This window comes from Nocardioides fonticola, assembly GCF_039536805.1.
Lineage (GTDB): Bacteria > Actinomycetota > Actinomycetes > Propionibacteriales > Nocardioidaceae > Nocardioides > Nocardioides fonticola.
Map to the genome: position 1 here is coordinate 17,942 of NZ_BAAAZH010000016.1, position 25,432 is coordinate 43,373.

The 25,432-nt window shown below is 74.4% G+C and carries 24 protein-coding genes; 21 read left to right on the forward strand and 3 right to left on the reverse strand.

Annotated elements, in window-relative coordinates; translation table 11 throughout:
* Positions 1-27 precede the first annotated feature (27 nt).
* Positions 28-825, reverse strand: coding sequence for a DNA-formamidopyrimidine glycosylase family protein (locus ABD671_RS11745; protein WP_344733560.1), 798 nt, complete (start codon positions 823-825; stop codon positions 28-30).
* Positions 818-5,545 carry an ATP-dependent helicase gene (locus ABD671_RS11750; RefSeq protein WP_344733561.1) on the reverse strand — a complete coding sequence of 1,576 codons (4,728 nt, stop codon included), beginning with the start codon at positions 5,543-5,545 and terminating at the stop codon, positions 818-820. Before ABD671_RS11750 ends, ABD671_RS11745 begins: the two co-directional genes overlap by 8 nt.
* An 86-nt stretch (positions 5,546-5,631) precedes the next feature.
* On the opposite strand from ABD671_RS11750, the gene ABD671_RS11755 reads away from it, so the two are divergent.
* The 8 genes from ABD671_RS11755 to ABD671_RS11790 all read left to right on the forward strand — a co-directional run bounded on the left by ABD671_RS11755 (position 5,632) and on the right by ABD671_RS11790 (position 12,439).
* A complete protein-coding gene (locus tag ABD671_RS11755; protein ID WP_425574913.1) occupies positions 5,632-6,603 on the forward strand; it encodes an ABC transporter ATP-binding protein in 972 nt (323 codons plus the stop codon).
* Complete coding sequence (locus ABD671_RS11760) at positions 6,593-7,411, forward strand: ABC transporter permease (RefSeq protein ID WP_344733562.1); 819 nt, start codon at positions 6,593-6,595, stop codon at positions 7,409-7,411. The genes ABD671_RS11755 and ABD671_RS11760 overlap by 11 nt, the downstream gene beginning before the upstream one ends.
* Positions 7,412-7,611: 200 nt before the next feature.
* A complete protein-coding gene (locus tag ABD671_RS11765; RefSeq protein ID WP_344733563.1) occupies positions 7,612-8,427 on the forward strand; it encodes an ABC transporter permease in 816 nt (271 codons plus the stop codon).
* Between the two features lie 73 nt (positions 8,428-8,500).
* Positions 8,501-9,049, forward strand: a complete 549-nt coding sequence (locus ABD671_RS11770) for a DinB family protein (RefSeq protein ID WP_344733564.1) — start codon at positions 8,501-8,503, stop codon at positions 9,047-9,049.
* A 48-nt stretch (positions 9,050-9,097) separates the two neighbouring features.
* Entirely contained in the window at positions 9,098-9,292 is a 195-nt protein-coding gene (locus ABD671_RS11775) for a DUF3046 domain-containing protein (RefSeq protein ID WP_344733565.1), read from the forward strand.
* A complete protein-coding gene (locus ABD671_RS11780; protein ID WP_344733566.1) occupies positions 9,292-10,593 on the forward strand; it encodes an MFS transporter in 1,302 nt (433 codons plus the stop codon). Before ABD671_RS11775 ends, ABD671_RS11780 begins: the two co-directional genes overlap by 1 nt.
* Complete coding sequence (locus ABD671_RS11785) at positions 10,590-11,399, forward strand: S-methyl-5'-thioadenosine phosphorylase (RefSeq protein ID WP_344733567.1); 810 nt, start codon at positions 10,590-10,592, stop codon at positions 11,397-11,399. Before ABD671_RS11780 ends, ABD671_RS11785 begins: the two co-directional genes overlap by 4 nt.
* Positions 11,396-12,439, forward strand: a complete 1,044-nt coding sequence (locus ABD671_RS11790; protein WP_344733568.1) for an NAD-dependent epimerase/dehydratase family protein — start codon at positions 11,396-11,398, stop codon at positions 12,437-12,439. The genes ABD671_RS11785 and ABD671_RS11790 overlap by 4 nt, the downstream gene beginning before the upstream one ends.
* A gap of 8 nt (positions 12,440-12,447) precedes the next feature.
* Here the strand turns inward: ABD671_RS11790 and ABD671_RS11795 are convergent, their stop codons facing one another.
* Entirely contained in the window at positions 12,448-13,782 is a 1,335-nt protein-coding gene (locus ABD671_RS11795; RefSeq protein WP_344733569.1) for a hypothetical protein, read from the reverse strand.
* A gap of 113 nt (positions 13,783-13,895) precedes the next feature.
* Here ABD671_RS11795 and ABD671_RS11800 point away from each other — a divergent pair, with 113 nt between their 5' ends.
* The 13 genes from ABD671_RS11800 to ABD671_RS11860 all read left to right on the forward strand — a co-directional run bounded on the left by ABD671_RS11800 (position 13,896) and on the right by ABD671_RS11860 (position 25,380).
* On the forward strand, positions 13,896-14,570 hold the full coding sequence (locus ABD671_RS11800) for a glycosyltransferase family 2 protein (protein WP_344733570.1): 675 nt from the start codon (positions 13,896-13,898) through the stop codon (positions 14,568-14,570).
* Positions 14,567-15,241, forward strand: a complete 675-nt coding sequence (locus ABD671_RS11805; RefSeq protein WP_344733571.1) for a TIGR04282 family arsenosugar biosynthesis glycosyltransferase — start codon at positions 14,567-14,569, stop codon at positions 15,239-15,241. The genes ABD671_RS11800 and ABD671_RS11805 overlap by 4 nt, the downstream gene beginning before the upstream one ends.
* Positions 15,238-15,888 (forward strand): methyltransferase domain-containing protein, encoded by a 651-nt coding sequence (locus ABD671_RS11810; protein WP_344733572.1) that lies wholly within the window; start codon positions 15,238-15,240, stop codon positions 15,886-15,888. The genes ABD671_RS11805 and ABD671_RS11810 overlap by 4 nt, the downstream gene beginning before the upstream one ends.
* Positions 15,885-17,057 carry a molybdopterin-dependent oxidoreductase gene (locus ABD671_RS11815; RefSeq protein WP_344733573.1) on the forward strand — a complete coding sequence of 391 codons (1,173 nt, stop codon included), beginning with the start codon at positions 15,885-15,887 and terminating at the stop codon, positions 17,055-17,057. The genes ABD671_RS11810 and ABD671_RS11815 overlap by 4 nt, the downstream gene beginning before the upstream one ends.
* Positions 17,054-17,485: a hypothetical protein gene (locus ABD671_RS11820; RefSeq protein WP_344733574.1), complete on the forward strand. Its 432-nt coding sequence runs from the start codon at positions 17,054-17,056 to the stop codon at positions 17,483-17,485. Before ABD671_RS11815 ends, ABD671_RS11820 begins: the two co-directional genes overlap by 4 nt.
* A 4-nt stretch (positions 17,486-17,489) precedes the next feature.
* Positions 17,490-18,185 (forward strand): response regulator transcription factor, encoded by a 696-nt coding sequence (locus ABD671_RS11825; protein WP_344733575.1) that lies wholly within the window; start codon positions 17,490-17,492, stop codon positions 18,183-18,185.
* Positions 18,182-19,408: a sensor histidine kinase gene (locus ABD671_RS11830; protein ID WP_344733576.1), complete on the forward strand. Its 1,227-nt coding sequence runs from the start codon at positions 18,182-18,184 to the stop codon at positions 19,406-19,408. Before ABD671_RS11825 ends, ABD671_RS11830 begins: the two co-directional genes overlap by 4 nt.
* A gap of 248 nt (positions 19,409-19,656) precedes the next feature.
* Positions 19,657-20,712 carry a recombinase RecA gene (gene recA, locus ABD671_RS11835; protein ID WP_344733577.1) on the forward strand — a complete coding sequence of 352 codons (1,056 nt, stop codon included), beginning with the start codon at positions 19,657-19,659 and terminating at the stop codon, positions 20,710-20,712.
* Positions 20,713-20,729: 17 nt separating this feature from the next.
* The gene (locus ABD671_RS11840; RefSeq protein ID WP_344733578.1) at positions 20,730-21,422 is read left to right on the forward strand and encodes a regulatory protein RecX; all 693 of its coding nucleotides are present in this window, start codon (positions 20,730-20,732) and stop codon (positions 21,420-21,422) included.
* Positions 21,423-21,488: 66 nt separating this feature from the next.
* Positions 21,489-21,983: a phosphoribosyltransferase gene (locus ABD671_RS11845; protein WP_344733579.1), complete on the forward strand. Its 495-nt coding sequence runs from the start codon at positions 21,489-21,491 to the stop codon at positions 21,981-21,983.
* Positions 21,976-22,767, forward strand: coding sequence for a HipA family kinase (locus ABD671_RS11850; RefSeq protein ID WP_344733580.1), 792 nt, complete (start codon positions 21,976-21,978; stop codon positions 22,765-22,767). Before ABD671_RS11845 ends, ABD671_RS11850 begins: the two co-directional genes overlap by 8 nt.
* Positions 22,760-23,152 carry a DUF3037 domain-containing protein gene (locus ABD671_RS11855; RefSeq protein ID WP_344733582.1) on the forward strand — a complete coding sequence of 131 codons (393 nt, stop codon included), beginning with the start codon at positions 22,760-22,762 and terminating at the stop codon, positions 23,150-23,152. Before ABD671_RS11850 ends, ABD671_RS11855 begins: the two co-directional genes overlap by 8 nt.
* The gene (locus ABD671_RS11860; RefSeq protein WP_344733583.1) at positions 23,149-25,380 is read left to right on the forward strand and encodes a tetratricopeptide repeat protein; all 2,232 of its coding nucleotides are present in this window, start codon (positions 23,149-23,151) and stop codon (positions 25,378-25,380) included. Before ABD671_RS11855 ends, ABD671_RS11860 begins: the two co-directional genes overlap by 4 nt.
* Positions 25,381-25,432: the final 52 nt, after the last annotated feature.

The window sequence follows — 25,432 nt, forward strand, 5'->3', positions numbered from 1 at the left end:
CAGGTTTGGCAGGTCAGGTCTGGCAGGTCAGGTCTGGCAGGTCGGACAGAAGTACACGGTGCGTTCCTGCCGGGCCGGGCCCTGCTGCTCGACCCGGATGCGCCCGCCGCAGCGGCGGCACGGCGACCGGTCGCGGCGGTAGACCCAGTGGCGTTCACGCTCGCGCAGGTCGCCGGTGGTGCTCTGCACCGCCCGCTCCTTGTTGAGGTCGAGCATCTGCCGACCGCGGCGCAGCATCCGCGGGAGCCGGTCGCCCACCTCGCCGACCGCCCGCATCGGATGCACGCCGGAGACGTAGAGCAGCTCGGCGACGTACATGTTGCCGAGTCCGGCGAGGTTGCGTTGGTCGCGCAGCGCCTCGCCGACGGGGCGCTCGGGGTCGGCGAGCAGGCGGCGCAGGGCCTCCTCCTCATCCCAAGCGCCCAGCAGGTCGGGTCCGAGGTGCGCGGTGAGCGCCGGCTCCTCGCCGCGCGGCACGAGTTCGACCACGCCCAGGGTGAACCCTACGGCGACGACCCCGGGCACCTCGAGGACGACGCGGGCCTGCTGCGGCGAGCGCGACCAGCGTTCCCCGGGCCGGAACACCCGCCAGGACCCCTCCATCCGCAGGTGGGTGTGCAGGGTCCACGACGAGGCGCCCGGCGCGGTGGCGCCGATGCGGGTGAGCAGGTGCTTGCCGTAGGACGCCGTGCCCTCGACCACCGCACCGGAGAGGTCGACGGTGGCGTAGGCGGGCACCCGGAAGTCGGTGCGCGTGAGGGTGCGGCCCGTCAGCGCGCGGTCGAGCAGCCTGGCCGCGCGGTAGACGGTGTCGCCCTCAGGCACCCCGGCCCTCCCGATCGCCGAGCCGCAGGCCGCGCGGGGTGGTGACGAACCCGGCGGCGTCCAACGCCAGGCGCAGGGGGCTGCCCTGGGTGCCGAGCAGCGGGACGCCGTCGACCTTCTCGACCGTCAGCCGACCGAGCGCACCGCGGCGGGCGGCCTCGGCCAGCGCCTGCGCGGCGGGGGTGAGCCGCTCGAGGTCGTCGGTCCAGCTCAGCAGCGTGCGGCCGCCCCGTTCGACGTAGAGGGTGAGGACGCCGTCGACGAGCACCACGGTGGCTCCGGCCTTGCGCCCCGGGCGATGCCCCTCGCGTCCCTCGGCGTCGGCGCCGGGTCGTTCGGGCCAGGGCAGGGCCGCGCCGTACGGGTTGGCCGGGTCGGTGGCCGCCAGGGCCAGGGCGGCGGGCTTGGCGTCGGCCGGCAGGTCGGCGAAGGTGCGGAGCCGGTCGACGGCACCGGCGGTGCCGAACTGGGCGGCGCCCAGCCCGGCGACGAAGTAGCCGCGTCGGCAGCGCCCGGACTCCTCGAAGGCGCTGAGCACCTTGTACACCGCCGCGAACCCGCCCTCGACCCGTTCGGCGACCACGGCGCCGCGGGTGAGCACGCCGTGCCGGTCGAGCAGGCGCTCGGCCGTCGCGTGCGCGCGGCGGGTGGGATCGGTGTCGACCTCGGGCAGGAGGGTCCAGCGCCCCGCGCTCTCCGGCGGCCCGGTGCGCACGGCGCGCAACCCGCCGCGTCCGGTGGTCGAGGCCATCCGCGGGCGCGGCGGCGGTCGGCGGGTGCGGTGCGCGGGGGTGCCGCCGCGCAGCAGCGCCCGCAGCGGCACGAGGGTGTCGTTGCCGACGTGGCCAGCCCAGACGAGCTCCCACAGTGCCGCGCTGAGCTCGGCATCGGTGAGGGCCGGGCCGGCCGCCTCGATCTGCTGGGCGACCTGGCGGAAGAAGAATGCGCCACCGGAGTCGAGCGCCTCGAGCACCGAGCGGGCGGCGGCGCTGAGGTCGTCGAGCGGCGTCGGCACCGGCAGCGTCAGCGGCGCCTGGTCGGCCAGATGCAGCGAGACCCAGCCGTCGGAGCCGGGCAGGGTGCCGTGCCCGGCCCAGACGATCTCGCCGGTGGCGGTGAGCTCGTCGAGGAAGGCGGGCTCGTAGTCGCGCACCCGGCTCGCCAGCACCAGCGACTCCAGCGCCGAGGCCGGCACCGGCGCCCCGGCGAGCTGGTCGACGGCGGCCAGGACGCCGTCGACGCCCCACCAGCCGCGACCGCGACGGCCCGTGCCGCCGGCCGCGGGCGCGCTGTCGACGATCTGCTGCCAGGCGGGCAGGAAGCGGGCCAGCGCCTCGGGTTCGACCGGCTCGACCTCCTGACGCAGCCGCGCCAGGCTGCGACGCCGCAGCCGGCGCAGCACCTCGGCGTCGCACCACTCGGTGCCGGTGCCGTGGGGCCGGAACTCGCCGTCGAGGAGGCGGCCGGTGGCGGCCAGCCGCTGGAGGGTGTGGCGCACGACGGCGGTGCCCAAGCCGAGGCGTGCCGCGACGTCGTCGGCGGTGAAGGGACCGTGGGTGCGGGCGTAGCGCGAGACGAGGTCGCCGAGGGGGTCATCGACCGGCTCGGTGAAGGCGTCGGGGGTGCCGGGCGGCACCGGGACGCCGAGGCCGTCGCGCAGGCGGCCGACGTCCTCGACCGCCGCCCAGCGCTCCTCGCCCGCGAGGCGCACGAGCACCGCGCGCCGGGCGGCGGCGAGCCCCTCGAGCCAGGAGCCGACATCGGCGCCCTCGACGCTGCGCTCGGCGACCTCGAGGGCGGTCAACGGACCGAGGAGGCGCAGCAGGTCGGCGGCGCCCTCGGCATCGCGGGCGCGGCGGTCGGCCGCGGTGCGTTGGAGCTCGGCCTCGATCTCGGCCAGCACCTCGGGATCGAGCAGCTCGCGCAGCTCGGCGCGCCCGAGCAGTTCGGCGAGCAGCCCCTGATCGAGGGAGAGGGCGGCGGCGCGTCGCTCGGCGAGGGGGGAGTCGCCCTCGTAGAGGAACTGGGCGACGTAGCCGAACAGCAGGGTGCGGGCGAACGGGGACGGCGAGGTGGTGGCGACGTCGGCGATCTGCACCTCGCGGCGCTCGATCCGCTTCATCAGCGTCAGCAACGAGGGCAGGTCGTAGACGTCCTGGAGGCACTCGCGGACCGCCTCGAGGATGATCGGGAACGACGGGTAGCGGGCGGCCACCTCGAGCAGCGCGGCGGCGCGCTGACGCTGCTGCCACAGCGGTGAGCGGCGGCCGGGGTCGCGGCGCGGCAGCAGGAGGGCACGCGCCGCGCACTCGCGGAAGCGGGCGGCGAAGAGCGCCGAGCCGCCCACCTCGGCGGTGACGATCTGCTCGATCTCCTCGGCCTCGAAGGCGATGATCTCGCCGGTCGGCGGCTCGGCGTCGGTGTCGGGGATGCGGATGACGATGCCGTCGTCGGAGGCCATCGCCTGCCCGTCGACGCCGTACCGCTCGCGCAGGCGCGCGTTGATCGCCAGCGCCCACGGCGCGTGCACCGGGGTGCCGTAGGGGGAGTGCACGACCAGGCGCCAGTCGCCGAGCTCGTCGCGGAAGCGTTCGACCACCAAGGAGAGGTCGCTCGGCAGCACCCGGGTGGCCTCGGCCTGCTCCTCCAGGTAGGCCACGAGGTTGCCGGCCGCGAACTCGTCGAGGCCGTGGCTGCGGGCGATGGTCTCGGCCTTGCGGCGCGGCAGCCCGGCGAGCTCGCGGGTGAAGGCGCCGATGGCCTCGCCGAACTCGGCCGGACGACCGGGTGCGTCGCCCTTCCAGAACGGCAGCCGCCCGGGGATGCCGGGCGCGGGTGTCACCAGCACCCGGTCGTGGGTGATGTCCTCGATGCGCCAGCTCGTGGCGCCGAGAGCGAACACGTCGCCCACCCGGGACTCGTAGACCATCTCCTCGTCGAGCTCGCCGACGCGGCGTCCGGGGCCCTCGCCGCCGGCGAGGAAGACCCCGAAGAGGCCGCGGTCGGGGATCGTGCCGCCGCTGGTGACGGCGAGCCGCTGGGCGCCCGGCCGACCGGTCAGCGTGCCGGTGACGCGGTCCCACACGATGCGGGGCCGCAGCTCGGCGAACTCGTCGGAGGGGTAGCGGCCCGCCAGCAGGTCGAGGGTGGCCTCGTAGGCCGAGCGCGGCAGCTGGGTGAACGGCGCCGCCCGCCGGACGACGTCGTAGAGCTCGTCGACCGACCAGGCGTCCATCGCGGTGGCGGCCACGACCTGCTGGGCCAGGACGTCGAGGGGGTTGCTCGGCACCCGCAGCGACTCGATGCCGCCGCTGCGCATGCGCTGTACCGCGACCGCGGTCTGCGCCAGATCGCCACGGTGCTTGGGGAACAGGACGCCGCGTGAGGTCTCACCGACCTGGTGGCCCGCGCGTCCGACCCGCTGGAGCGCACTGGCCACGCTCGGCGGCGACTCGATCTGCACGACGAGGTCGACCGCTCCCATGTCGATGCCGAGCTCGAGGCTGCTGGTGGCGACCACGGCCGGGAGGCGGCCGCGCTTGAGGTCGTCTTCGATCAGCGCGCGCTGCTCCTTCGAGACCGAGCCGTGGTGGGCCTTGGCGATGACCACCTCGGCGCCCGAGCTCTGACCCGACTGCCCCATCGCGGCAGCGGGCACGGCTGCTGCCGTCACGCCGGACGGCTCGAGGCCCGCCCGCCGGGTGGCGATCTCGTTGAGCCGTGCCGTCAGCCGTTCGGAGAGCCGTCGGGAGTTGGCGAAGACGATCGTCGACCGGTGCTCGTCGATGAGGTCGACCACCCGCTCCTCGACATGCGGCCACAGCGAGGTGGCGCGGGTGGGCTCGTCGTCGGCGAAGGGATCGGCGAAGGGATCGTCGAACGGATCGTCGGCACTCCCGCCCGCCGAATCGGCCGCGCCCGCAGGCGGCAGGCTCTCGGGCGCCGGCGGCGGTGAGGTCATGTCCTCGACCGGGACGACGACGCGCAGGTCCCACGACTTCTCGGCCGGCGGGGCGACGATCTCCACGGGCGCCGACCCGCCGAGGAACCGGGCGACCTCCTCGAGCGGGCGCACGGTGGCCGAGAGCCCGACCCGCTGCGCAGGGGCGTCGAGCAGGGCGTCGAGGCGTTCGAGGCTCAGGGCGAGGTGGGCCCCGCGCTTGGTGCCGGCCACGGCGTGCACCTCGTCGAGGATCACCGTCTCGACGCCGCGCAACGCCTCGCGCGCCTGCGAGGTCAACATGAGGAACAGCGACTCGGGTGTGGTGATGAGGATGTCGGGCGGCTTGGTGCTCAGGCGCCGCCGGTCGGCCGCGGAGGTGTCGCCCGACCGGACGCCGACCTCGACCTCGGGCACGCGCACGCCCAGCCGCTCCGCGGTGGCCCGGATGCCGACCAGCGGTGCGCGCAGGTTGCGCTCGACGTCGACGGCCAGCGCCTTGAGCGGGGAGATGTAGAGGACACGGCAGCGGCGGCCGGCGGCGTCGTCCTGCTCGCGCCGACGCGGGGGAGCGCTCAGCAGCCGGTCGAGGGACCACAGGAACGCGCTGAGGGTCTTGCCCGACCCGGTCGGGGCGACGACGAGCGCATGCCGGCCGGCGCCGATCGCCTCCCAGGCCCCCGCCTGGGCGGGCGTCGGCTCCGCGAATGCGGCGGCGAACCACGTGCGCGTGGGTTCGCTGAACCGGTCGAGGGCCGCGGGGCCGGTCGGGGTGGGCATGCCCCCATCTTGTCCGACGCCACCGACACTGCCGGCGACGAATCCTGGTGGCGCACTGTCGGCGGCGCCGCCTAGGGTCCTGCGACGTGACTCCCGGCATCGATCCCGCGGCCCCCGTCGTCTCGGCGCGCGGCGTGCGCAAGTCCTTCACCACCAAGGACGGCGCCGTGGTCGAGGCCGTGCGCGGCATCGACGTCGAGGTGCGGCGCGGCGAGGCCTTCGGGTTCCTCGGCCCCAACGGCGCCGGCAAATCCTCGACGATGCGCATGGTCGGCGCCGTCTCCCCGGTCAGCGCGGGCGAGCTGCGCATCCTCGGCCTCGACCCGGCCGTCGACGGGCCGCGCATCCGCGCCCGGCTGGGGGTCTGCCCGCAGGAGGACACCCTCGACAACGAGCTCAACGTGCGCGACAACCTCGTCATCTACGCGCGCTACTTCGGCCTCTCCCGCGCCGTCGCCCGCGAACGCGCCGACGAGCTGCTGGAGTTCGCCAACCTCACCGACAAGGCGCGCGCGAAGGTCGAGGAGCTCTCCGGCGGCATGAAGCGGCGGCTCACCATCGCCCGCAGCCTGGTGAACCGGCCCGAGGTGCTGCTGCTCGACGAACCGACCACCGGGCTCGACCCCCAGGCCCGCCACGTGCTGTGGGACCAGCTCTTCCGGCTCAAGCAGTCCGGCGTCACGCTTGTCCTGACCACCCACTACATGGACGAGGCCGAGCAGCTCTGCGATCGGCTCGTCGTCATGGACAAGGGGCTCATCGCCGCCGAGGGCGCCCCGCTCGACCTCATCCGCACCCACTCCAGTCGCGAGGTCGCCGAGCTGCGGTTCGCGCCCGGCCAGCAGGACGCCGCACTCCCGGGCGTCGAGGCCGCCGTCGCCGGCCTACGGGCGCGGGTCGAGGCACTGCCCGACCGTGCGCTGGTCTACGCCGACGACGGCGAGGCGGTGCTCGGCGCCGTCCACGACGCCGGCGTGCGGCCCGCTGCCACTCTCGTGCGCCGCGCGAGCCTCGAGGACGTCTTCCTCCGCCTGACCGGACGCACCCTTGTCGACTGAGGCCCGCACCCCGCCGTCGGCGGCGCTCGGCGCGGGCGTCGCGCTCGCCCGCCAGGCCGACTACTGGCTCACCGTCGCGCGCCGCACCTGGCGGGCCACGGCGGTGTCGAGCTTCCTGGCGCCGCTGTTCTACGTGGTGGCGCTCGGCGTCGTCCTCGGCGGCTTCATCGAGGCCGATCCCGATCAGCTCGAGGGGGCCTCGACCTACCTGGCCTTCCTGGCGCCGGGACTCGTGGCCGGCCACGCGATGCAGTTGGCCGTGGGGGAGACCACCTACCCGGTGCTCGGCATGTTCAAGTGGAACCGCGTCTACGACGCGATGCTGGCCACGCCGCTCACCCCGACCGACGTCGCCCGGGCCCACCTCACCTTCGTCGTGGCGCGGGTCGCCCTCGCGTGCGCGGTCTACGACGTCGTGCTGGCGCCGTTCGGGGTCTACGAGAGCTGGTGGGGCCCGATCCTCGCCCTCGGCGCCCAGACCCTCACCGGCGCGATGTTCGCCACGCTGGTCTACGGCTACTCCTGCCGCATCACCTCCGAGGCGGCGTTCGGGGTGCTGTTCCGGCTCGGGGTCTTCCCGCTCTTCCTCTTCTCCGGTGCGTTCTTCCCGATCGAGAACCTCGGCACGGTCGGCGCCTGGGTCGCGCGGCTGACCCCGCTGTGGCAGGGCGTCAGCCTCTCGCGCATGTGCTGCCTGGACACCCTCGACGCCCCCACCGCACTGGCCAACCTCGCCGTGCTGCTCGCGATCACCGCCCTGGGCTGGCGCTGGGCCGTCACCGGGCTCGAGCAGCGGGTGGCGCGATGAGCGAGCGGAGCGAGCTCAGGGGCAACGCTCTCGTCGCGACCGGAGCGCCAGCGGAGGTGACGCGATGAGCGAGCGCAGCGAGCTCAGGGGCAACGCTCTCGTCGCGACCGGAGCGCCAGCGGAGGTGACGCGATGAGCGAGCGCAGCGAGCGAGTCATCGGATGCCTCGTCGCGACCGGAGCGCCAGCGGAGGTGACGCGATGAGCGACCTGTTCACCCCGCGTGGGGAGGACGCCGATGCCGACGTGCTGTCCCCGTGGGCGGCGACCCGGCTGATCGTCGAGCGCAACTACATCACCTACCGGGCGGCCTGGAAGCTGTTCGTCACCGGCTTCCTCGAGCCGGTGCTCTACCTGCTCTCCATCGGCATCGGCGTGGGTGCGCTGGTCGAGCGCATCGACTACCACGGCCTCTCCCTGCCCTACGCGGAGTTCGTCGCGCCGGCGATGCTGGCCACCTCCGCGTTCAACGGTGCGCTGCTCGACAGCACCTACAACGTCTTCTTCAAGCTGCGCTACGACAAGCTCTACGACCAGATGCTGGCCACCCCGCTGCGCACCGGCGACATCGCGCGCGGCGAGATCATCTGGGGGCAGCTGCGCGGCGGCGTCTACGCGGCGGTGTTCCTGCTCGTGATGCTGGCGCTCGGCCTCATCGGGTCGTGGTGGGCGGTGCTGGCGCTGCCCGCCGTCCTGCTCATCGGGTTCTCCTTCAGCGCGGTCTTCATGGCCCTGACGACCTGGCTCACCTCCTGGCAGGACTTCGACAAGATCACGCTGGTGCAGGTGCCGCTCTTCCTGTTCTCGGCCACCTTCTTCCCCGTCACGGCCTACGACGCCTGGCTGCGGTGGACCGTCGAGTGCACCCCGCTCTACCGCGCCGTCGTCCTGTGCCGCGAGCTGACCACCGGAGCCGTCGGCATCGGCTCGGCGGTCTCCGTGGTCTATCTCCTGGCGATGGGGGTCGTCGGGTTCGCGGTCACGCGGCGGCGCCTCGACGGTCTGCTGATCACCTGACCGTCCGGATCGCGACCCTCCGCGGCAGGATCCGGCGCTGCGCGCTCGGGCGGTCCGCTGCCAGGATCGGCCCATGATCGAACCCGACACCAAGGACTGGACCTGGGTCCTCGAGCGCCCCTGCCCCGAGTGCGGCTACGTCGCCGGCAGCGTTGCGCCCGAAGCCCTCGGCGCGGCGATCCGTGCCAACGCCGCGGCCTGGCGCCAGGTGCTGTCGGGTCCGGCGGACGTCGTCCGAGCGCGGCCGCGCCCCGACGTCTGGTCGCCGCTGGAGTACGCCTGCCACGTGCGCGACGTCGACGAGATCTTCGCCGCCCGGGTGCGCGCCATGCTCGCCGACGGGGGCGATGAGCCGGTGCGCTTCGCCAACTGGGACCAGGACGCCACGGCCGTGGAGAAGGACTACGCCTCCGCCGACGCCGCGACCGTCGCCGACGAGCTGGACGCCGCCGCCGACGACCTCGCCGCGCTCTTCGACTCCCTCGGTGCGCCCGGGGGAGTCTGGGAGCACCGGGGCCTGCGCAGCGACGGCAGCGCCTTCACCGTCGCCTCGCTCGGGGCCTACTACCTCCACGACGTCGTGCACCACCTGCACGACGTGGGCGTCGGCGCCGAGGCGTGAACCGGTGGCGGTGCGCGCAGTGTCGGCGGGGTCGGCCATGATGGGCGGGTGCGGCACACGGAGTTCTGGCAGCGTCTCGAGGCCGCCCTCGGCAGCGGCTACGCACGCTCGTGGGCGCAGATGTTCGTGATGGCCGACCTCGGCGGGCGCACCGCCCAGCAGGCGCTCGACGCCGGCGAGAGCCCGAAGGACGTCTGGGCCGCGGTCTGGGCGGCGCTCGAACTGCCCGCCAGCGAGCGCTGATGGCGCTCTCCCCGCCGGACGCGCTCGACCGCGAGGCCGTGCAGCGGCGCACGGTGCGGGTGCTCGCGCTGGCCCAGGCCGTCGGCGCCGTCGGCGTGACGATCGGCATCACCACCGCGTCCCTGCTGGCGCGCGACCTCTCGGGCTCCGACGCGCAGGCCGGGCTCGCGCAGACCGCCCAGGTCGCCGGTGCCGCGATCGCCGCGTTCGCGCTGGCTGCGGTGATGGGCGCGCGCGGACGCCGCGTGGGCCTCACCGGCGGCTACGTCGTCGGTGCCGGGGGCGCGCTGCTCGCGGTCGTGGCCGGTGCGGTCGGGTCGATGCCGCTGCTGCTCCTCGGTGCCCTCCTGCTCGGCGCCACCACGGCCGCCAACAGCTCGTCGCGGTATGCGGCCACCGATCTCTCCGCGCCGGAGAGCACCGGGCGCGACCTCTCGACCGTCGTCTGGGCCACCACCATCGGCGCCGTCGCCGGACCCAACCTGTCGGGCCCTGCGGGCTCGCTCGCCGACGCCGTCGGCCTGCCCGAGCTCACCGGGCCCTTCCTGCTCGGCAGCGTCGGCATGCTGCTCGCGGCGGTGCTGCTCGCCGTCCTGCTGCAGCCCGATCCGCTGCTGCTCGCCCGACGACTGGCGGAGGCGTCGGAGCACGACGTCGCCGGCGTCGGGGGCCCGCCGCGGTCGGGTTACCGCGAGGCCGTGCGGGTCATGGCGCGTCGTCCCGTGCTCGCCTGGGCGGCGCTCGGCATGGCCGCCGCCCACGCCTCGATGGTCGCGGTCATGGTCATGACACCGCTGCACATGAAGCACGGCCACACCGACCTGCGCCTCATCGGCCTGGTGATCAGCCTGCACGTGCTCGGCATGTACGCCTTCGCCCCGATCGTCGGGCGCCTGGTCGACACCCTGGGGGAGGCGCCGGTGCTGCTCGCCGGTGCCGTCCAGTTGGCCGTTGCGATGCTGGTCAGCGCCCGGGCGCCGATGGGCGGGTCGTGGCAGATCGTGGTGGGTCTCCTGCTGCTGGGCACCGGCTGGTCGTTCGCCACCGTGGCCTGTTCGACCCTCGTCACCCGGCATGCGCCGCTCGAGGTGCGCACCACGGTGCAGGGTTCCACCGATCTGCTCATGGGACTCTCGGCCGCTGCGGCCGGAGGTATGGCCGGGGTCGTCGTCGACCTCGCCGACTTCGACGGCCTCGCCCACCTCGCCCTGGTGCCGGTGGCATGCGTGGCGCTCGCCGGCGTCCTGGCGGCGCGGTCGGCGCGCGCCGATGTGGCCGCACCTGGCAGGGTCTCCCCATGACCACCAGCGCCACGCGAGCCGATATCGCCGTCATCGGCGGCACCGGCTTCTACTCCTTCCTCGCCGACTACGACGAGATCGAGGTCGAGACGCCGTACGGCGCACCGTCGGCGCCGATCGCGGTGGGCGAGGTCGCCGGACGCCGGGTCGCGTTCCTGCCGCGGCACGGCAAGCACCACGACTTCCCGCCGCACGCCATCCCGTACCGCGCGAACCTGTGGGCGCTGCGCTCGCTCGGCGTCCGCCAGGTGCTGGCGCCGTGCGCGGTCGGCGGGCTGCGCCCCGAGGTGGCGCCCGGCGACGTCGTGGTGCCCGACCAGCTGGTCGACCGCACGCACCGTCGCATCAACTCCTTCGTCGAGACCGGTGCGGTGCACCTGCCCTTCGCCGACCCCTACTGCGCCGGCGTCGGCGGCGCCGTGCTCGCAGCCGACCCCGCAGGCGTGAAGGACGGCGGCACGATGGTCGTCATCGAGGGCCCGCGGTTCTCGACTCGCGCCGAGTCGCGCGACTACGCGGCGTCCGGCTGGACCCTCATCAACATGACAGGTCACCCGGAGGCTCCGCTCGCCCGCGAACTGCGCATGTGCTACGCCGCGATCGCACTGGTCACCGACATGGACGCCGGTGCCGAGAGCGGGCACGGCGTGGGCCAGGAGGAGGTCTTCGCGCTGTTCCGCGCCAACCTCGAACGGCTCACGGGGCTGCTGACCGGCGCGATCGAGCGGCTCCCCGACCCGAGCGGCTGCACCTGCTCCACCTGGGCCGAGGGTCTCGAGCTGACCTACGAGGTCCCGGGCGCGTGAGGATCCTGCTCACCGGCGCCGCCGGATTCATCGGCTCCGCGATCCGTCGCATGGCCGAGGCCGAGGGCGTCGAGGTCGTCGGCGCCGACCTCATGCTGCCCGCCGCCCACGGTACGAGCGAGCCGCCGCCGGGCATCCACCGCCTCGACGTGCGCGAGCCGGACGGCTGGGCCGAGCTCCTCGAGGGTGTCGACGCCGTGTGCCATCAGGCGGCCATGGTCGGGGCGGGCGTCACGGTGGCCGATCTGCCCGCCTACGCCGGCCACAACGACCTGGGCACGGCGGTGCTGCTCGCCGCGATGAGCGCCGCCGGCGTCGATCGGCTCGTGCTCGCCTCCTCGATGGTCGTCTACGGCGAGGGCCGCTACGCGTGCGCCGAGCACGGCGATCAGGTGCCCGCTCCGCGAGCCCGAGCGGCGCTGGAGGCGGGCGACTTCGAGAACCACTGCTCGGTCTGCGGCGCCGTGCTGGCCTGGGCGCTCGTCGACGAGGACGCCCTGCTCGACCCGCGCTCCAGCTACGCGGCGAGCAAGCTCGCGCAGGAGCACTACGCCCGTGCCTGGGTGCGCCAGGCCGACGCCGCGGCGGTCGCCCTGCGCTACCACAACGTGTACGGGCCGGGCATGCCGCGCGACACCCCGTACTCCGGCGTGGCCGCGATGTTCCGCTCCTCCCTCGAGCGCGGCGAGCCGCCGCGCGTCTACGAGGACGGCGCCCAGGCCCGCGACTTCGTGCACGTCGACGACGTCGCCCGCGCCAACCTCGCGGCCCTGCGGGCGGTCGTGGCCGCCGACCCCGCCCACTGGGCGGCCTACAACGTCGCCTCGGGCAGCCCGGTCACGATCCGCGAGGTCGCCGAACTCGTCGGCGCCGGCACCGGCTCAGGGGTGGCGCCGCTGGTCACCGGCCAGTACCGGCTCGGCGACGTCCGGCACATCGTGGCCTCGCCCGAACGGGCGGCCCGCGAGCTCGGATTCCGGGCGGCGATCAGCCCCGCCGAGGGGCTGCCCGCCTTCGCCACCGCGCCCCTGCGCGCCTGAGGCGATCGTTACCAGCTGGTGTAGAGCAGCTGCTGCACCAGCACCGCGGTGAGCACCTGCCCGGCCAGCGCCCACCCGCGCAGTCGGGGCGGCAGTGCGGCGCACGCGATGGTCAGCCACGGCATGAACGGCAGCCAGATGCGCTCGACCTCCGCCTTGCTCATGCGCGACAGGTCGGCGAGCACGATCGAGGCGACGGCGGCGCCGACGAGCAGCACCAGGGGACGTTCCAGCACGCGGCGCCGGGCGCCCACCTCCGCCAACCCGGCCGCCACCACCGGCCCCATCGAGATCAGCAAGGCGGCGAGGTTGCCCCACATCCAGTACGACGCGGGCCGGATCGAGGCGATGCCGTCCCAGTAGCGCCGGCTCAGCACGGGGTAGGCCTCCCACCAGGCGAAGCCGCCGACGGCGAAGCCGACCACGACGGCCAGGGCCGCGAGCGCTGTGGGTACCAGGGGCTTCCAGCTGCGGGCAGCGGCGAGGACGGCGAGGGCCAGCAGGCCGAGCAGCGGGAGGCCGTAGGACATCATCACCGCGGCCCCGAAGAGCAGTCCGGCGAGCACCGACCAGGCGAGCCGCCGTCGTCCGTGCGCTCGGCAGGCGAGTGCCAGGCACGCCAGTGCCCACGCGGCGACAGCGCCGAAGAGACCGTCGGCGCTGACGGCCATGAACACCACCGCCGGGGTCAGCACCAGGAAGGGCGCGGCCCGCCGGGCGACGTCCTCGATGCCGAGGGCCCGCAACGCGACGAGCACCGCGGGCGCGGTGGTGCAGGCGAGCACCGTGACGACGACCCCCGCGGCGAGATCGCCGCCCAGCCCCAGGCGCACCAGGCCGACGAAGAACAGGAGGGCGAGCGGGGGATGGCCGGCCACGTGGGTCGGCCAGTTGTCGGGGGAGTCCAACGGGATGTGGTCGATGTAGATGTCGAGGAGGTGCCCGATCCCGCCGACCTCGCGGGCGGTCCGCAGGTACTCCCCGGAGCTGCCGAGCACGCGGGAGAGCCCGTCGGTGCCGTCGACGAGGGCGAGGGAGAGAGCCCAGCCCAGGCAGAGCGCGTAGCCCGCGAGGAGCAGGACGCCGAAGGGCAGCTCGTCCGCGCGTCGCCACAGCCAGCGCCCACCGAGGACGCCGATCAACAGCGCCGGCACGGTGCCGGGCCCCAGCAGCTTGGGCTCCCACATGCCGTGCAGCGGCGGGATCGCCCGATCGGGGAGGGACGACGCGCTGCGCGCCCACACCTGCCAGTCGAACAGCGGGGGGACGGCGAATGCGAGGAGCACGAGGAGGAGGGCCGCCGCGAACCCCGCGATCGGGATCCGGAGGGGGGAGTGCCGCATGCCCCGACCCTAGGCGCGACACCCCGGCACCGCGCCAGCCGCCGGACCCGGGTGTCACCGATCCGTAAGGTCGGGGCGGCCGCCGCCGCTGACGTGGCGTCTACGGTGGCGAGGTGCACTCCCCGCCCCAGCCTCCGGCCTGCGACCTCGTCCTGCCCTGCCGCGACGAGGGGCCGGCGCTCCGGGCCCTGCTGCCGCGCGTCCCCGCGCCCTTCCGGGTGATCGTGGTCGACAACGGCTCCTCCGACGACACCGCCGCGGTGGCCGAGGCGGCTGGCGCCCGGGTGGTGCGTGAGGAGCGGCCGGGCTACGGATCCGCGGTCCACGCCGGCCTCGAGGCCGCCACCGCCGACTACGTGGCGGTCATGGACGGCGACGGCAGCTTCGATCCCGACGACCTGCTGCGCCTGCTCGACGACGTCGTCGCCGGGCGCGCCGAGCTCGCGGTCGGACGACGCCGTCCGGTCGCCCGCGGGGTGTGGCCCTGGCACGCCCGGCTCGGCAATGCGCTGGTGGTCGGATGGTTGCGCCGCCGGATCGGCTTCCCGGCCCACGACATCGCGCCGATGCGGGTCTCGCGTCGCGACGCCATGCTCGACCTCGGCATCGAGGACCGTCGCTTCGGCTACCCCGTCGAGCTGATGCAGCGCGCCGTCGCCGCCGGCTGGCGGGTGCGCGAGCACGACGTCGCCTACCACCCGCGTGCCGAGGGCACGCGCTCGAAGGTGTCGGGGTCGGTGCGCGGCACCGTGCGCACGGCCCGCGACTTCTGGCGGGTGCTCGCGTGATCGCCACCGCCGCCCGGATGCTCGTGGTCGCCAAGGCGCCGGTGCCGGGGCGGGTGAAGACCCGGCTGGCCGCCGGTGTGGGCGACGAGGCGGCGGCCGGTCTCGCCGCCGCCGCCCTGGCCGACACCCTCGCGGCGGCGACCGCCGCGGTGGGGGCGGTGCGGTGCGTGCTCGCCCTCGACGGCGACCTCGCCGACCCCGCCGTCGTCGACGGGCCGCTTCTGGCCTCGCTCGTCGAGGGCTGGCGTGTCGTGCCGCAGGTCGCGGGCGACCTCGGCGTGCGTCTGGCCGCCGCCCACGCCGCGTGCGGGCCCGGGCCCGTCGTCCAGGTCGGCATGGACACCCCGCAGGCGACCCCCGACGACCTCCTCGCCGTCGCGCGCGGACTGGCCGAGGACGACGCCGTGCTCGGGCCGGCCGTCGACGGCGGCTGGTGGGTGCTCGGCGTCCGCGATCCACGGGTCGCCGCCGCGCTCGTCGACGTGCCGATGTCGACGCCGACGACCGGTGCCGACACGCATACCGCCCTGCTCGCCGCAGGATGGCGGGTCGGCACGGCCGCGACCCTCGACGACGTCGACACCGCCGACGACGCCGCCCGCGTCGCCGCTCTCGCACCCGGCAGCCGGTTCGCCCGGCGCTGGCACGAGGTCGCGGGGGTGCGGCGATGACCGCTCGCGACGCCTCCTTCTCCGAGGTCTTCGGTGCGGCGCTGCGTGGCGCCCCGTGCCGCGTGGTCGGGCTCGAGGCGGTCGCACAGGCGCTCCCGGTGGCCGATTGGACCCGGGAGATCGACCGTGCCGACGCGCACCTGCTCGACCTGTGCGAGGGCCCGACCATCGACATCGGCTGCGGGCCGGGCCGGTTGGCCGCGGGCCTGGCGGCAGCGGGTCACATCGTGCTCGGCATCGACGTGGTGCAGGAGGCGGTCGACCAGACCCGCTCGCGCGGTGCCGCCGCGCTGCGCCGCGACGTCTTCGACCCGCTGCCCGGGGAGGGTCGTTGGGCCACGGCCCTCCTGGCCGACGGCAACGTCGGCATCGGCGGCGACCCCGTCGCGTTGCTGCGGCGGGTGCGGGAGATCCTCGACCCCCGCGGCCGCGTGGTCGTCGAGCTCGCGGCCCCAGGTGTCGAGGAGCGGGTCGTCTGGGCCCGTCTGGAGGGCCGTGACACGGTCAGCCGCCCCTTCCGCTGGGCCGTCGTCGGCGTCGACGGCATCGCCCACGTCGCGGCCGGCGCCGGTCTGGCCGTCCGCTCCCGCAGCGCCTTCCTCGGGCGATGGTGCGCCGTCCTCGAACCCCTGGAGGCAGTCCGATGAGCACCACCGAACGACCGCGGTCGCGCCCGCCGCTGCGCCCGCCCACCGAGTCCGACTTCTCCCATCGCCTGCGCGGTGCCGTGGTCACCGCCCGGGTCGGCACCTGGCTGGGGGTCTGCTTCCTCATCGCCTTCGTGACCGGTCTGATCAGCCACTACGCCCAGGAGCCGAACCAGCCGATCCCGTTCCCGACCAGCCCGGCGTGGGGCTACCGCGTCACGCAGGGGCTGCACATCATCACCGGCACCGCCGCCGTCCCGCTGCTGCTGGTGAAGCTGTGGAGCGTCTACCCGAAGCTCTTCGCCGTCCCGCCGAAGCGGGCACGCGAGCTGGCGATCGAGGTCGCCGAACGCGCCTCCATCGCCGTCCTGGTCGCCGCCGCGATCTTCCAGCTCGTCTCCGGCCTGCAGAACATCGCGCACTGGTACACCTGGCCGTTCTCCTTCCGCTCCGTGCACTACGCGGTGGGTTGGCTGGTCACCGGGGCGCTGCTGCTGCACATCGCGGTGAAGCTGCCGGTGATCCGCGGCGCCTACGCCACCCCGGTGCGCGACGACGAGCCCGCATCGCCCGGCAGCCTCGACCGGCGCGGGCTCCTGCGCGCCACCTGGGCCGCGACCGCCGTCGCGGTGCTGGCGACCGCGGGCACCACCGTGCCGTGGCTGCGGCGGGTGTCGGTGCTGGGGGTGCGCTCCGGAGACGGGCCGCAGGGGCTGCCGGTCAACCGGTCGGCCCGCGCCGCCGGCGTCACCAGCCGCGCCACCTCGGGCCGCTACACGCTCGAGGTGGTCGCCGGCGACCGCACGGTGTCGCTGACCCGCGACGACCTGCTCGCCATGACCCAGCGCACCGAATCGCTGCCGATCGCGTGCGTCGAGGGATGGAGTGCTTCGGCCGTGTGGACCGGCGTCCGGGTGCGCGATCTGCTCGACCTCGTCGACGCGCCCCGCAACAGCGACGTGCGGGTCGTCTCGCTCCAGCAGCGGGGCGCCTTCGGGATCACCCACCTGCCCGGCAACTTCGCGGACGACGACCGCACGCTGCTCGCGCTGGCCCTGCACGGCGAGCCGTTGGCCCTCGACCACGGCTACCCGGCGCGGCTCATCGCGCCGAACCGGCCCGGCGTCCTGCAGACCAAGTGGGTCACCCGGTTGGAGGTGACCGCATGAGGGCCGCGCGGTTCCTGCTGGGCGCCCTCGGGCTCGGGGTCCTCGGGTGGGGGGCGTGGCTGCTCCTCGACCAGCAGGACCTCGCCGAGCTGCGCGGCGTCGTCGTCTGGCTCGCCGGCGGCGTGGTGGTGCACGACGCCGTGCTCGCCCCGCTCACCCTGCTGGTCACGGCGGTCGGCGCGCGGGTGCTCCCGTCGTCCTGGCAGGGCGCCGGCGCCCGCGCGGTGATCGTCATCGGCACGGTCACGCTGATGGCGATCCCGGTGCTCGGCCGCTTCGGAGCCGACTACGACCCGGCCAACGCCACGGTGCTCGACCGCCCCTACGCCGCCGGGTGGGGCGCGGTCGTCGTCCTGACCCTCGTCGCGGTCGCCGCCCACGCGGGCCTGCGCCTCGGACGCCGACGCGCCGCCGACCCGGAGGCGTGAGCAGGTGGCCCGTGTGCTCGTCGTCGACGACGACCCGACCGTGCGCGAGGTCGTCGTCTCCTACCTGCGCGCCCACGGCCACGAGGTCGACGAGGCCGCGGACGGCGAGGCGGCGGTGGCGATCTTCGAGCCGCGGCACGCCCTCGTCGTCCTCGACCTGATGATGCCGGGCATGGACGGCTGGGAGGTGCTGCGCCGCCTGCGGGCGGTTCGCGACGTGCCCGTCGTCCTGCTCACCGCGCTGGGGTCGGAGGAGGACCGCGTCGCCGGGCTCGAGCTCGGCGCCGACGACTACGTCGCCAAGCCGTTCAGCCCCCGCGAGCTCGCCCTGCGCGTCGACTCGGTGCTGCGGCGGCTCGGCGAGCGCGACGCCGACGTCGCCCGCGTGCTGCGCGACGGCGACCTCGTCGTCGACACCGGCGCCCGCACGGCGCGGCTGGCCGACCGGCCGCTGGCGCTCACAGTGCGGGAGTTCGATCTGCTCGCCTTCCTGCTCGCCCATCCCGACCGGGCGTTCACCCGCGACGACCTCCTCCAGCAGGTGTGGGGATGGTCGGTGGGCGACCGGTCGACGGTGACGGTGCATGTGCGCCGGTTGCGGGAGAAGGTGGAGGACGACCCGACCCGGCCGCGACGGCTGGCGACGGTCTGGGGTGTCGGCTACCGCTGGGCGACCGGCGGGGGAGAGGAGGACGCGTGACACGCGACCAGGTGGAGATCGTGCTCGTGGCGGCCGGCGGTGCCGTGGCGGTGGGAGCGCTGGGGCTGGTGGCGGCCCGGCTGCTGCGTGCCCGGTCGCTGCGCTGGCAGCTCGTGCTGGTGGCGGTGGTCTCCGTGGTCTCCGTGCTCGTCGGCGTGCTCGGCATGGCGCGCCTCATGTTCCTGTCCAACCACGACCTCGGCGTCGTCACGCTCGTCGCCACGACCGCGGCGACCGTGGCCATCGGGGTCTCGCTGGTGCTCGCCAGCGCCGTGGTGCGGTGGTCGCTCGAGCTGCGCGACCAGGTGCGCCTCGTCGGCGGTCCTGACGGCGTGTACGGCCCTGACGACGCGGAGGGCGCGGACGACGCCGGTGCCGCGCGCGGATCGGGGGTGGCGGGGTCGGCCGGTCCCGTCGGCCCGGCCGAGTTCCAGGCGCTGGCCGTCGAGCTCGCCTCCGCCCGCGAGCGCCTCGCCGAGGCCCGGCGGCGTGAGCAGGCGCTGGAGGAGTCCCGTCGCCAGCTGGTCTCCTGGGTCTCCCACGATCTGCGCACCCCGCTCGCGGCGATGCGGGCCATGACCGAGGCGCTGGAGGACGGCCTCGCCGTCGATCCCGAGCGCTACCGCCGCCAGATCGGCAGCGAGATCGACCGCATGGTGCGCATGGTCGACGACCTCTTCGAGCTCAGCCGCATCCACGCGGGCTCCTGGCAGCTGCGACCCGAGCCGCTCTCGGTGCTCGACCTGGTGAGCGAGGCCGTCGCGGCCGCCGATCCCGTGGCCCGCACCCGCGGCGTCGTCCTGGTCGGCGACGTCGCCGACGGCGTCGAGGTGGTCGCCGATCCCGGCGGGCTGGCGCGGGTGCTGTCGAACCTGGTGATGAACGCGATCCGGCACACCGAGCGCGGCGGCCGGGTCGTCGTCAGCGCGACCGCTCGCGGCGAGCTGGTCGAGGTCGCGGTCAGCGACGGCTGCGGGGGGATCGCCCGTACCGATCTCGAGCGCGTCTTCGACGTCGGCTGGCAGGCGGGGGTCGCCCGCACCCCCGAGCGCACGGAGCCCGGCGGCCGCGGCGCCGGTCTGGGGCTCGCGATCGTGCGCGGCATCGTCGAGGCGCACGCCGGGCGGGTGAGCGTCGAGAACCGAGGCCCGGGCTGCCGCTTCCTCGTCGAGCTCCCGGGTCTGCCGGGGGTGCCGGGCCGTCCGGAGGCCGTCGCCGGCTGACCCGCCGGCTGGCCCGCCGTCGATTCGTCGGGCGCGTGCGGCGTGTCGTCGGCGTGTCGTTCGGATCGAACACGTGTTCGGGGTAGGTTGTCGTGCACAAGGCGACGTGCCGACGCCGTCTTCCCCAGCTCGGAGCACGCCTCCGGCTTCTGTCGGCGGTCTGCCCTAGCGTCCGTGAGGACGACAACGACAGACCACGACACACCACGACGGGCCCGGTGCCCGACGCACGACACGGAGGAGACACCATGGCTGGTGCAGACCGCGAGAAGGCCCTCGACGCCGCCCTCGCCAACATCGAGAAGCAGTTCGGCAAGGGCTCGATCATGCGGCTGGGCGAGGAGACCCGGGCCCCGCTGGAGATCATCCCCACGGGCGCGATCTCCCTCGACATCGCGCTGGGCATCGGCGGTCTGCCGCGCGGCCGCGTCGTGGAGATCTACGGCCCGGAGTCCTCGGGTAAGACCACCGTGGCGCTCCACGCGGTGGCCAACGCCCAGCGCAACGGCGGCCTGGTCGCCTTCATCGACGCCGAGCACGCCCTCGACCCCGAGTACGCCAAGGCCCTGGGCGTCGACACCGACGCGCTGCTGGTCTCCCAGCCCGACTCCGGTGAGCAGGCGCTCGAGATCGCCGACATGCTGGTCCGCTCCGGGGCGCTCTCCCTCATCGTCATCGACTCGGTCGCCGCGCTCGTGCCCCGCGCCGAGATCGAGGGCGAGATGGGCGACAGCCACGTCGGTCTCCAGGCCCGACTGATGAGCCAGGCGCTGCGCAAGATGACCGGTGCGCTCAACAACTCCGGCACCACCGCGATCTTCATCAACCAGCTGCGCGAGAAGATCGGCGTCATGTTCGGCTCGCCCGAGACCACCACCGGTGGTCGCGCGCTGAAGTTCTACGCCTCGGTGCGCCTCGACGTGCGTCGCATCGAGACCCTCAAGGACGGCACCGACATGGTCGGCAACCGCACCCGGGTCAAGGTCGTGAAGAACAAGGTCGCCCCGCCGTTCAAGCAGGCCGAGTTCGACATCATGTACGGCAAGGGCATCAGCCGCGAGGGCGGCCTGATCGACGTGGGCGTCGAGGCGGGCCTGATCCGCAAGGCCGGCGCCTGGTACACCTACGAGGGCGACCAGCTCGGTCAGGGCAAGGAGAACGCGCGCACCTTCCTGCGCGACAACCCCGACCTGGCCAACGAGATCGAGAAGAAGATCCTCGAGAAGCTCGGCGTCGGCCCGACCGTCGACGCCGACGACTTCTCCGAGCTCTCCGACGAGCCGATCGGCGTCGGCGACTTCTGAGCCGCCGCCCCTCCTCGATGACGGCCCGCCGCGATACCTGGCAGGACGAGCGCCCCGCGCCGTCCTGGCTCGGCGACGTCGCGGCGGGCGTCGAGGCCTGGACCGCCGCCAGCGGCCGGGGTGGGCCGGACGGCCCGGGTGGCACCGAGCGGTCCGGCGGCGTGGCACCGCCGCCGGACCCGGTCGCCGAGGGCCCCGAGGCCGACGCCGAGTCGGTGGCCCGCACCATCCTGCTCGACCAGCTCACCGGGCGAGCCCGCAGCCGTCGCGAACTGCACGACAAGCTGCGGGCCAAGAACGTGCCCGACGAGATCGCCGTCCGGCTCCTCGACCGTTTCGAGGAGGTCGGTCTCATCGACGACGCCGCCTTCGCCCGCACCTGGATCAGCATCCGCGGGGCCGACGGATCCAAGGCCCTGGCTCGTCGCGCTCTCGCCCAGGAGCTGCGACGCAAGGGCGTCGCCGACGAGGTCGTCAAGGAGGCCCTGGCCGAGGTCGACACCGACGCCGAGACCGAGGCCGCCCGTGCGCTGGTGCGACGCAAGCTGCGCAGCCTGGCGCGGGTCGACGACGCCACCGCCACCCGCCGCCTGGTCGGGATGCTCGGTCGCAAGGGGTACCCGCCCGGCGTATCGTTCGCCGTGGTCAAGGAGGAGTTGGCGGCCGCTGAACGCGATGCCCCCGACGCCGAGGTCCCCGACACCTGGTGATGATCGCCGGCCGACACCCGGTGCGCCGGGTCGACGCCGGTTGGTGCGGCCCGACAGAATGCCGACGTGGCCGACGAGCGCGAGATCCTCACCTATGACCTGTTCGGAACCGCGGTGCGCGACATCGCCCAGCAGGTGGTCGCATCCGGCTACGAACCCGACATGGTCCTCGCCATCGCGCGCGGGGGATTGGGCCTGGCGATGGGCCTGGGCTACGCCCTCGACGTGAAGAACCTCTCCGCGGTCAACGTGGAGTTCTACACCGGTGTCGACCAGCGCCTCGACGTCCCGATCATGCTGCCGCCGACGCCGGCCGCGGTCGACCTGTCGGGCCTGAAGGTGCTCATCACCGACGACGTCGCCGACTCCGGTCGCACGCTGGAGATCGTGCAGGAGTTCTGCGCCGGGCACGTGCTCGAGGCGCGCACCGCCGTCGTCTACGAGAAGCCGTGGTCGGTCGTGAAGCCCGACTACGTCTGGCGGCGCACCGACCGGTGGATCAACTTCCCGTGGTCGACCGAGCCGCCGCTGGTGAACCGCTCGCACGTCCGCGATGCCTGACCCGCTGCCGCGCATCCGGGTCACCCGCTACGTCACTCCGCTGCGGGAGGGTGGGAGCCTGCCGGGCATCGTCGAGGCCGACGACCTGGGCACCTACGTCATCAAGTTCCGCGGGGCGGGGCAGGGCGTGCGGGTGCTCGTCGCCGAGGTGGTGGTGAGCGGGTTGGCTCGTCGACTCGGCCTGCGCACGCCGCGTCTGGTGGCCCTCGACCTGGCTGCCGACATCGCCCGCTACGAGGCCGACGAGGAGGTGCAGGACCTCCTCCAGGCGAGCATCGGTCTCAATCTCGGCATCGACTTCCTGCCCGGCAGTTTCGGCTACGACGGCGGCGAGGCCGACACCACGGCCTCGGCTGCCGACGATGTGGCGGCCCGCATCCTGTGGCTCGACGCCTTCACCGCCAACGTCGACCGCTCCTGGCGCAACCCGAACCTGCTGCGCTGGCACGGCGATCTGTGGGTCATCGACCATGGCGCCTCGCTCTACTTCCACCACGCGTGGGGCGGAGGCGTCACCGACCCCGCACGCTTCGCCGCGCAGCCGTGGAACAGCGACGACCACGTGCTCGCCGCCCATCTCCCGCAGGTGCCGGCGGTCGATGCGGAGATCCGGGCGCTGTTGAGCCCCGAGGTCTTCGCCGAGATCCTCGCCGAGGTGCCCGACGAGTGGCTCGAGCCGGTGCCGGGGGCCGAGACCCCCGACGACCTGCGGCGGGCCTACGTGGCCTTCCTGACCGCTCGGCTCGGGTCGCGCTCCTGGACGCCGGGAGGCGACGGTGAGTGAGTCGTCGACCCTGCACCCCTACCAGTACGTCGTCCTGCGCTGCGTCCCGCGGGTCGATCGGGAGGAGTTCGTCAACCTCGGCGTCGTCCTCTACTGCCAGGCCGCCGATCTCCTCCAGGTCGCCTGGCAGGTCGACGAGACGCGGCTGGCCGCCCTGTGGCCGCAGCTGCCGGTCTCGGCGGTGCGTGAGGCGATGGCGTTCATCGACGGCGTGTGCGCGGGCGACGCCCGCGGTGGCGCTGCGGCGCGCCAGCCGGTCAGCCAGCGCTTCGGCTTCCTCAAGGCGCCGCGCAGCACGGTGATCCAACCCGGACCGGTGCACGGTGGCCTCAGTCATGATCCGGCCGGCGAGGTCGCGCGATTGGTGGAGGTGCTGGTCGGATGAGGTCGATCGAGGAGGTCGTAGCGTTCCTGGTCGCCACCCGGGAGGCGGCGGGTTCGCCGTCCTACGCCGAGCTCGCCCGCCGGGTCGCGGCGCTCCGGGCTGCGCGTGGTGCCGACGGGTTCGAGGCGCGGGTCAGCCGCTCCACGGTCTACGACGCCTTCGACCGCGGCCGGCGTCGGCTCGACGGGCCGCTGGTGGCCGATCTCGCCCGGGCGCTCGGGGTGCCTGACGACGAGGCAGATGCATTGCTCGCCGCCATCGGCCGCCTGCAGGGCAGCGAGGAGGCCGCTCGGGTCGCCAGCGTCGTGGTCGGCGTGCCCGACCCCGGTCCGCTGGTCGGGCGGGCGCCCGAGCTCGCCGCGATCGGCGATGCCCCGGACGGCGCCGTGGTGGTCGTCTCGGGTCTCGGCGGCATGGGCAAGTCGCACCTCGCGCAGGCCGCAGCGGCCAGGCGGGCCGCCGCATCCGGGGCCGAGGTCCTCCAGGTCGACCTGCGCGGCAACGACCCCGATCTGCCGCCGGCCGCACCGGGCGCCGTCCAGACGTCGCTCCTGCGGGCGCTGGGTCGCGGCGCCGTGCCGGCCGAGGCCGACGAGCGCACCCAGGTCCTGGCCGCGGCCCTGGCCGAGCGTGCGGTGATCGTCCTGCTCGACGACGCCGCCGACGGCGAGCAGGTGCGCGCGATCGTCCCCGACCACCGTGGTTCCGCTCTGGTGATCGTGACCGCCCGACGCCGGCTCGACCTCGACGACGCCCGCGAGCTCGTGCTCGAGCCGCTCGACGAGGACGCCGCGGTCGAACTCATCGCCGCCCAGGCGCCGGCGGCGATCGCCGGCGATCCACTGGCGGCGCGTGCGTTGGTCGAGGCGGTGAGCGGCATTCCGCTGGCGCTGACGTTGACCGCGGCGCGCGTGGCCGCGCGCCCGGAGTGGACGCTGCACGATCACGCCCGCCAGGTCGTCGACCGGATGGCGCAGGCCCGCCTCGACGAACCGCTGAGCGCCGTCCTCTCCTCTGCCTACACCGCCCTCCCGGAGGCGGAGCAACGGGCCCTGCGCCTTCTCGCCGCCCAACCGCTGGGCGACCTGGCGACGCCGGCTCTCGCGGCGCTGTGGGATCGCGACCCAGCCACCACGGACGAACTCCGCACCGGCCTCGACCGCGCGCATCTGGTGGCGGTGCGCGCCGATCGCGTCGGGCTGCACGACGTCGTCCGCGCGTTCGCGCACGACCGCGGCCTCGATGCCGACCCCCACTCGGCCCGCACGGCGGCCATCGACCGGCTCGCCGACCACCTCGTCGAGCAGGCCTGGTCGGCGCATGTCGGCCTGCACGTCGCGGGCGAGAGCTGCCTCTACGGAGCGCGTGAGGCCGACGTCGTCCCGCTCGCCGAGGACGACGCCCGCGCCTGGCTGTCCACCCATGCCGAGCAGCTGCTGACGATGGCCGCCTCGCTCGAGGGCGACCGTCCCGACGTCGTCCTCGAGCTCTCCGGCGCCCTGACGTCGTGGCTCAACGCCACGGGTCGGCATCAGGACGGCCGGTGGTTGCATGGGCACGCGGTCGCGATCGCCTCCCGCGGTGACGACCCCGTGGTGCTGGCGCGGGCCCGGTTGGCACTGGGGCACTCGCTGGCCCGCCTCGGTGATGCTGAAGCCGCGGCCGAGCAGTTCGAGGCGGCCCGTCCGGTGTTCCAGAGGACCGGCGAGACGGGAGCCGAGCGCGTGCTGCTCTCCCTGCTGGCGTTCGGGGAGTACCAGGCGGGCCGCTACGACCGCGCGGCCGCGTGGTTCGACGAAGTGGTGCTCGCCGCGAGGGCGGGCGCCAGTCCGTACGAGGAGACCATCGCACTCGGCAACGCCGGTGACTGTTGGCGAGCCGCGGGACGCCCCGACGAGGCGGCGATCCGCATCCACGAGGCGCTCCTCATCGCCGACCGTGAGGATCTGGGGATGGTGCGGGCCGCCAACCTGATCAACCTCTCCCAGGTGCTCGTGCAGCTGGAGCGGCCCGAGGAGGCGTTGGAGCGTGCGGAGGCGGGCCTGGAGGCGGCGCGTGCGTTCAGCGAGTTCCTCGTCGGCCACGCCCACCTGGCGCGCGCCGGCGCGCTGCTGGCCCTCGGTCGCTCGGCGGAGGGTGCCCAGGCGCTCGATCAGGCCGCCGCCATCGCCGAACGCCTCGGCGACCCCCAGCTCGCGGCGGAGGTCGCGGCCCTCACGGCGTCCTGAGGGCGGCGGTCGCGCGGCGGCCCGGACTTGTCAGGGGAAACTGGCACTTGGC

Bases quoted from the DNA above. Each gene is read 5' to 3' on its own strand.
- ABD671_RS11750 (WP_344733561.1), bottom strand. From the start codon at position 5,545: ATGCCCACCCCGACCGGCCCCGCGGCCCTCGACCGGTTCAGCGAACCC.
- ABD671_RS11765 (WP_344733563.1), top strand. From the start codon at position 7,612: ATGAGCGACCTGTTCACCCCGCGTGGGGAGGACGCCGATGCCGACGTG.
- ABD671_RS11770 (WP_344733564.1), top strand. From the start codon at position 8,501: ATGATCGAACCCGACACCAAGGACTGGACCTGGGTCCTCGAGCGCCCC.
- ABD671_RS11780 (WP_344733566.1), top strand. From the start codon at position 9,292: ATGGCGCTCTCCCCGCCGGACGCGCTCGACCGCGAGGCCGTGCAGCGG.
- ABD671_RS11785 (WP_344733567.1), top strand. From the start codon at position 10,590: ATGACCACCAGCGCCACGCGAGCCGATATCGCCGTCATCGGCGGCACC.
- ABD671_RS11795 (WP_344733569.1), bottom strand. From the start codon at position 13,782: ATGCGGCACTCCCCCCTCCGGATCCCGATCGCGGGGTTCGCGGCGGCC.
- ABD671_RS11810 (WP_344733572.1), top strand. From the start codon at position 15,238: ATGACCGCTCGCGACGCCTCCTTCTCCGAGGTCTTCGGTGCGGCGCTG.
- ABD671_RS11815 (WP_344733573.1), top strand. From the start codon at position 15,885: ATGAGCACCACCGAACGACCGCGGTCGCGCCCGCCGCTGCGCCCGCCC.
- ABD671_RS11820 (WP_344733574.1), top strand. From the start codon at position 17,054: ATGAGGGCCGCGCGGTTCCTGCTGGGCGCCCTCGGGCTCGGGGTCCTC.
- recA (WP_344733577.1), top strand. From the start codon at position 19,657: ATGGCTGGTGCAGACCGCGAGAAGGCCCTCGACGCCGCCCTCGCCAAC.
- ABD671_RS11840 (WP_344733578.1), top strand. From the start codon at position 20,730: ATGACGGCCCGCCGCGATACCTGGCAGGACGAGCGCCCCGCGCCGTCC.
- ABD671_RS11850 (WP_344733580.1), top strand. From the start codon at position 21,976: ATGCCTGACCCGCTGCCGCGCATCCGGGTCACCCGCTACGTCACTCCG.
- ABD671_RS11860 (WP_344733583.1), top strand. From the start codon at position 23,149: ATGAGGTCGATCGAGGAGGTCGTAGCGTTCCTGGTCGCCACCCGGGAG.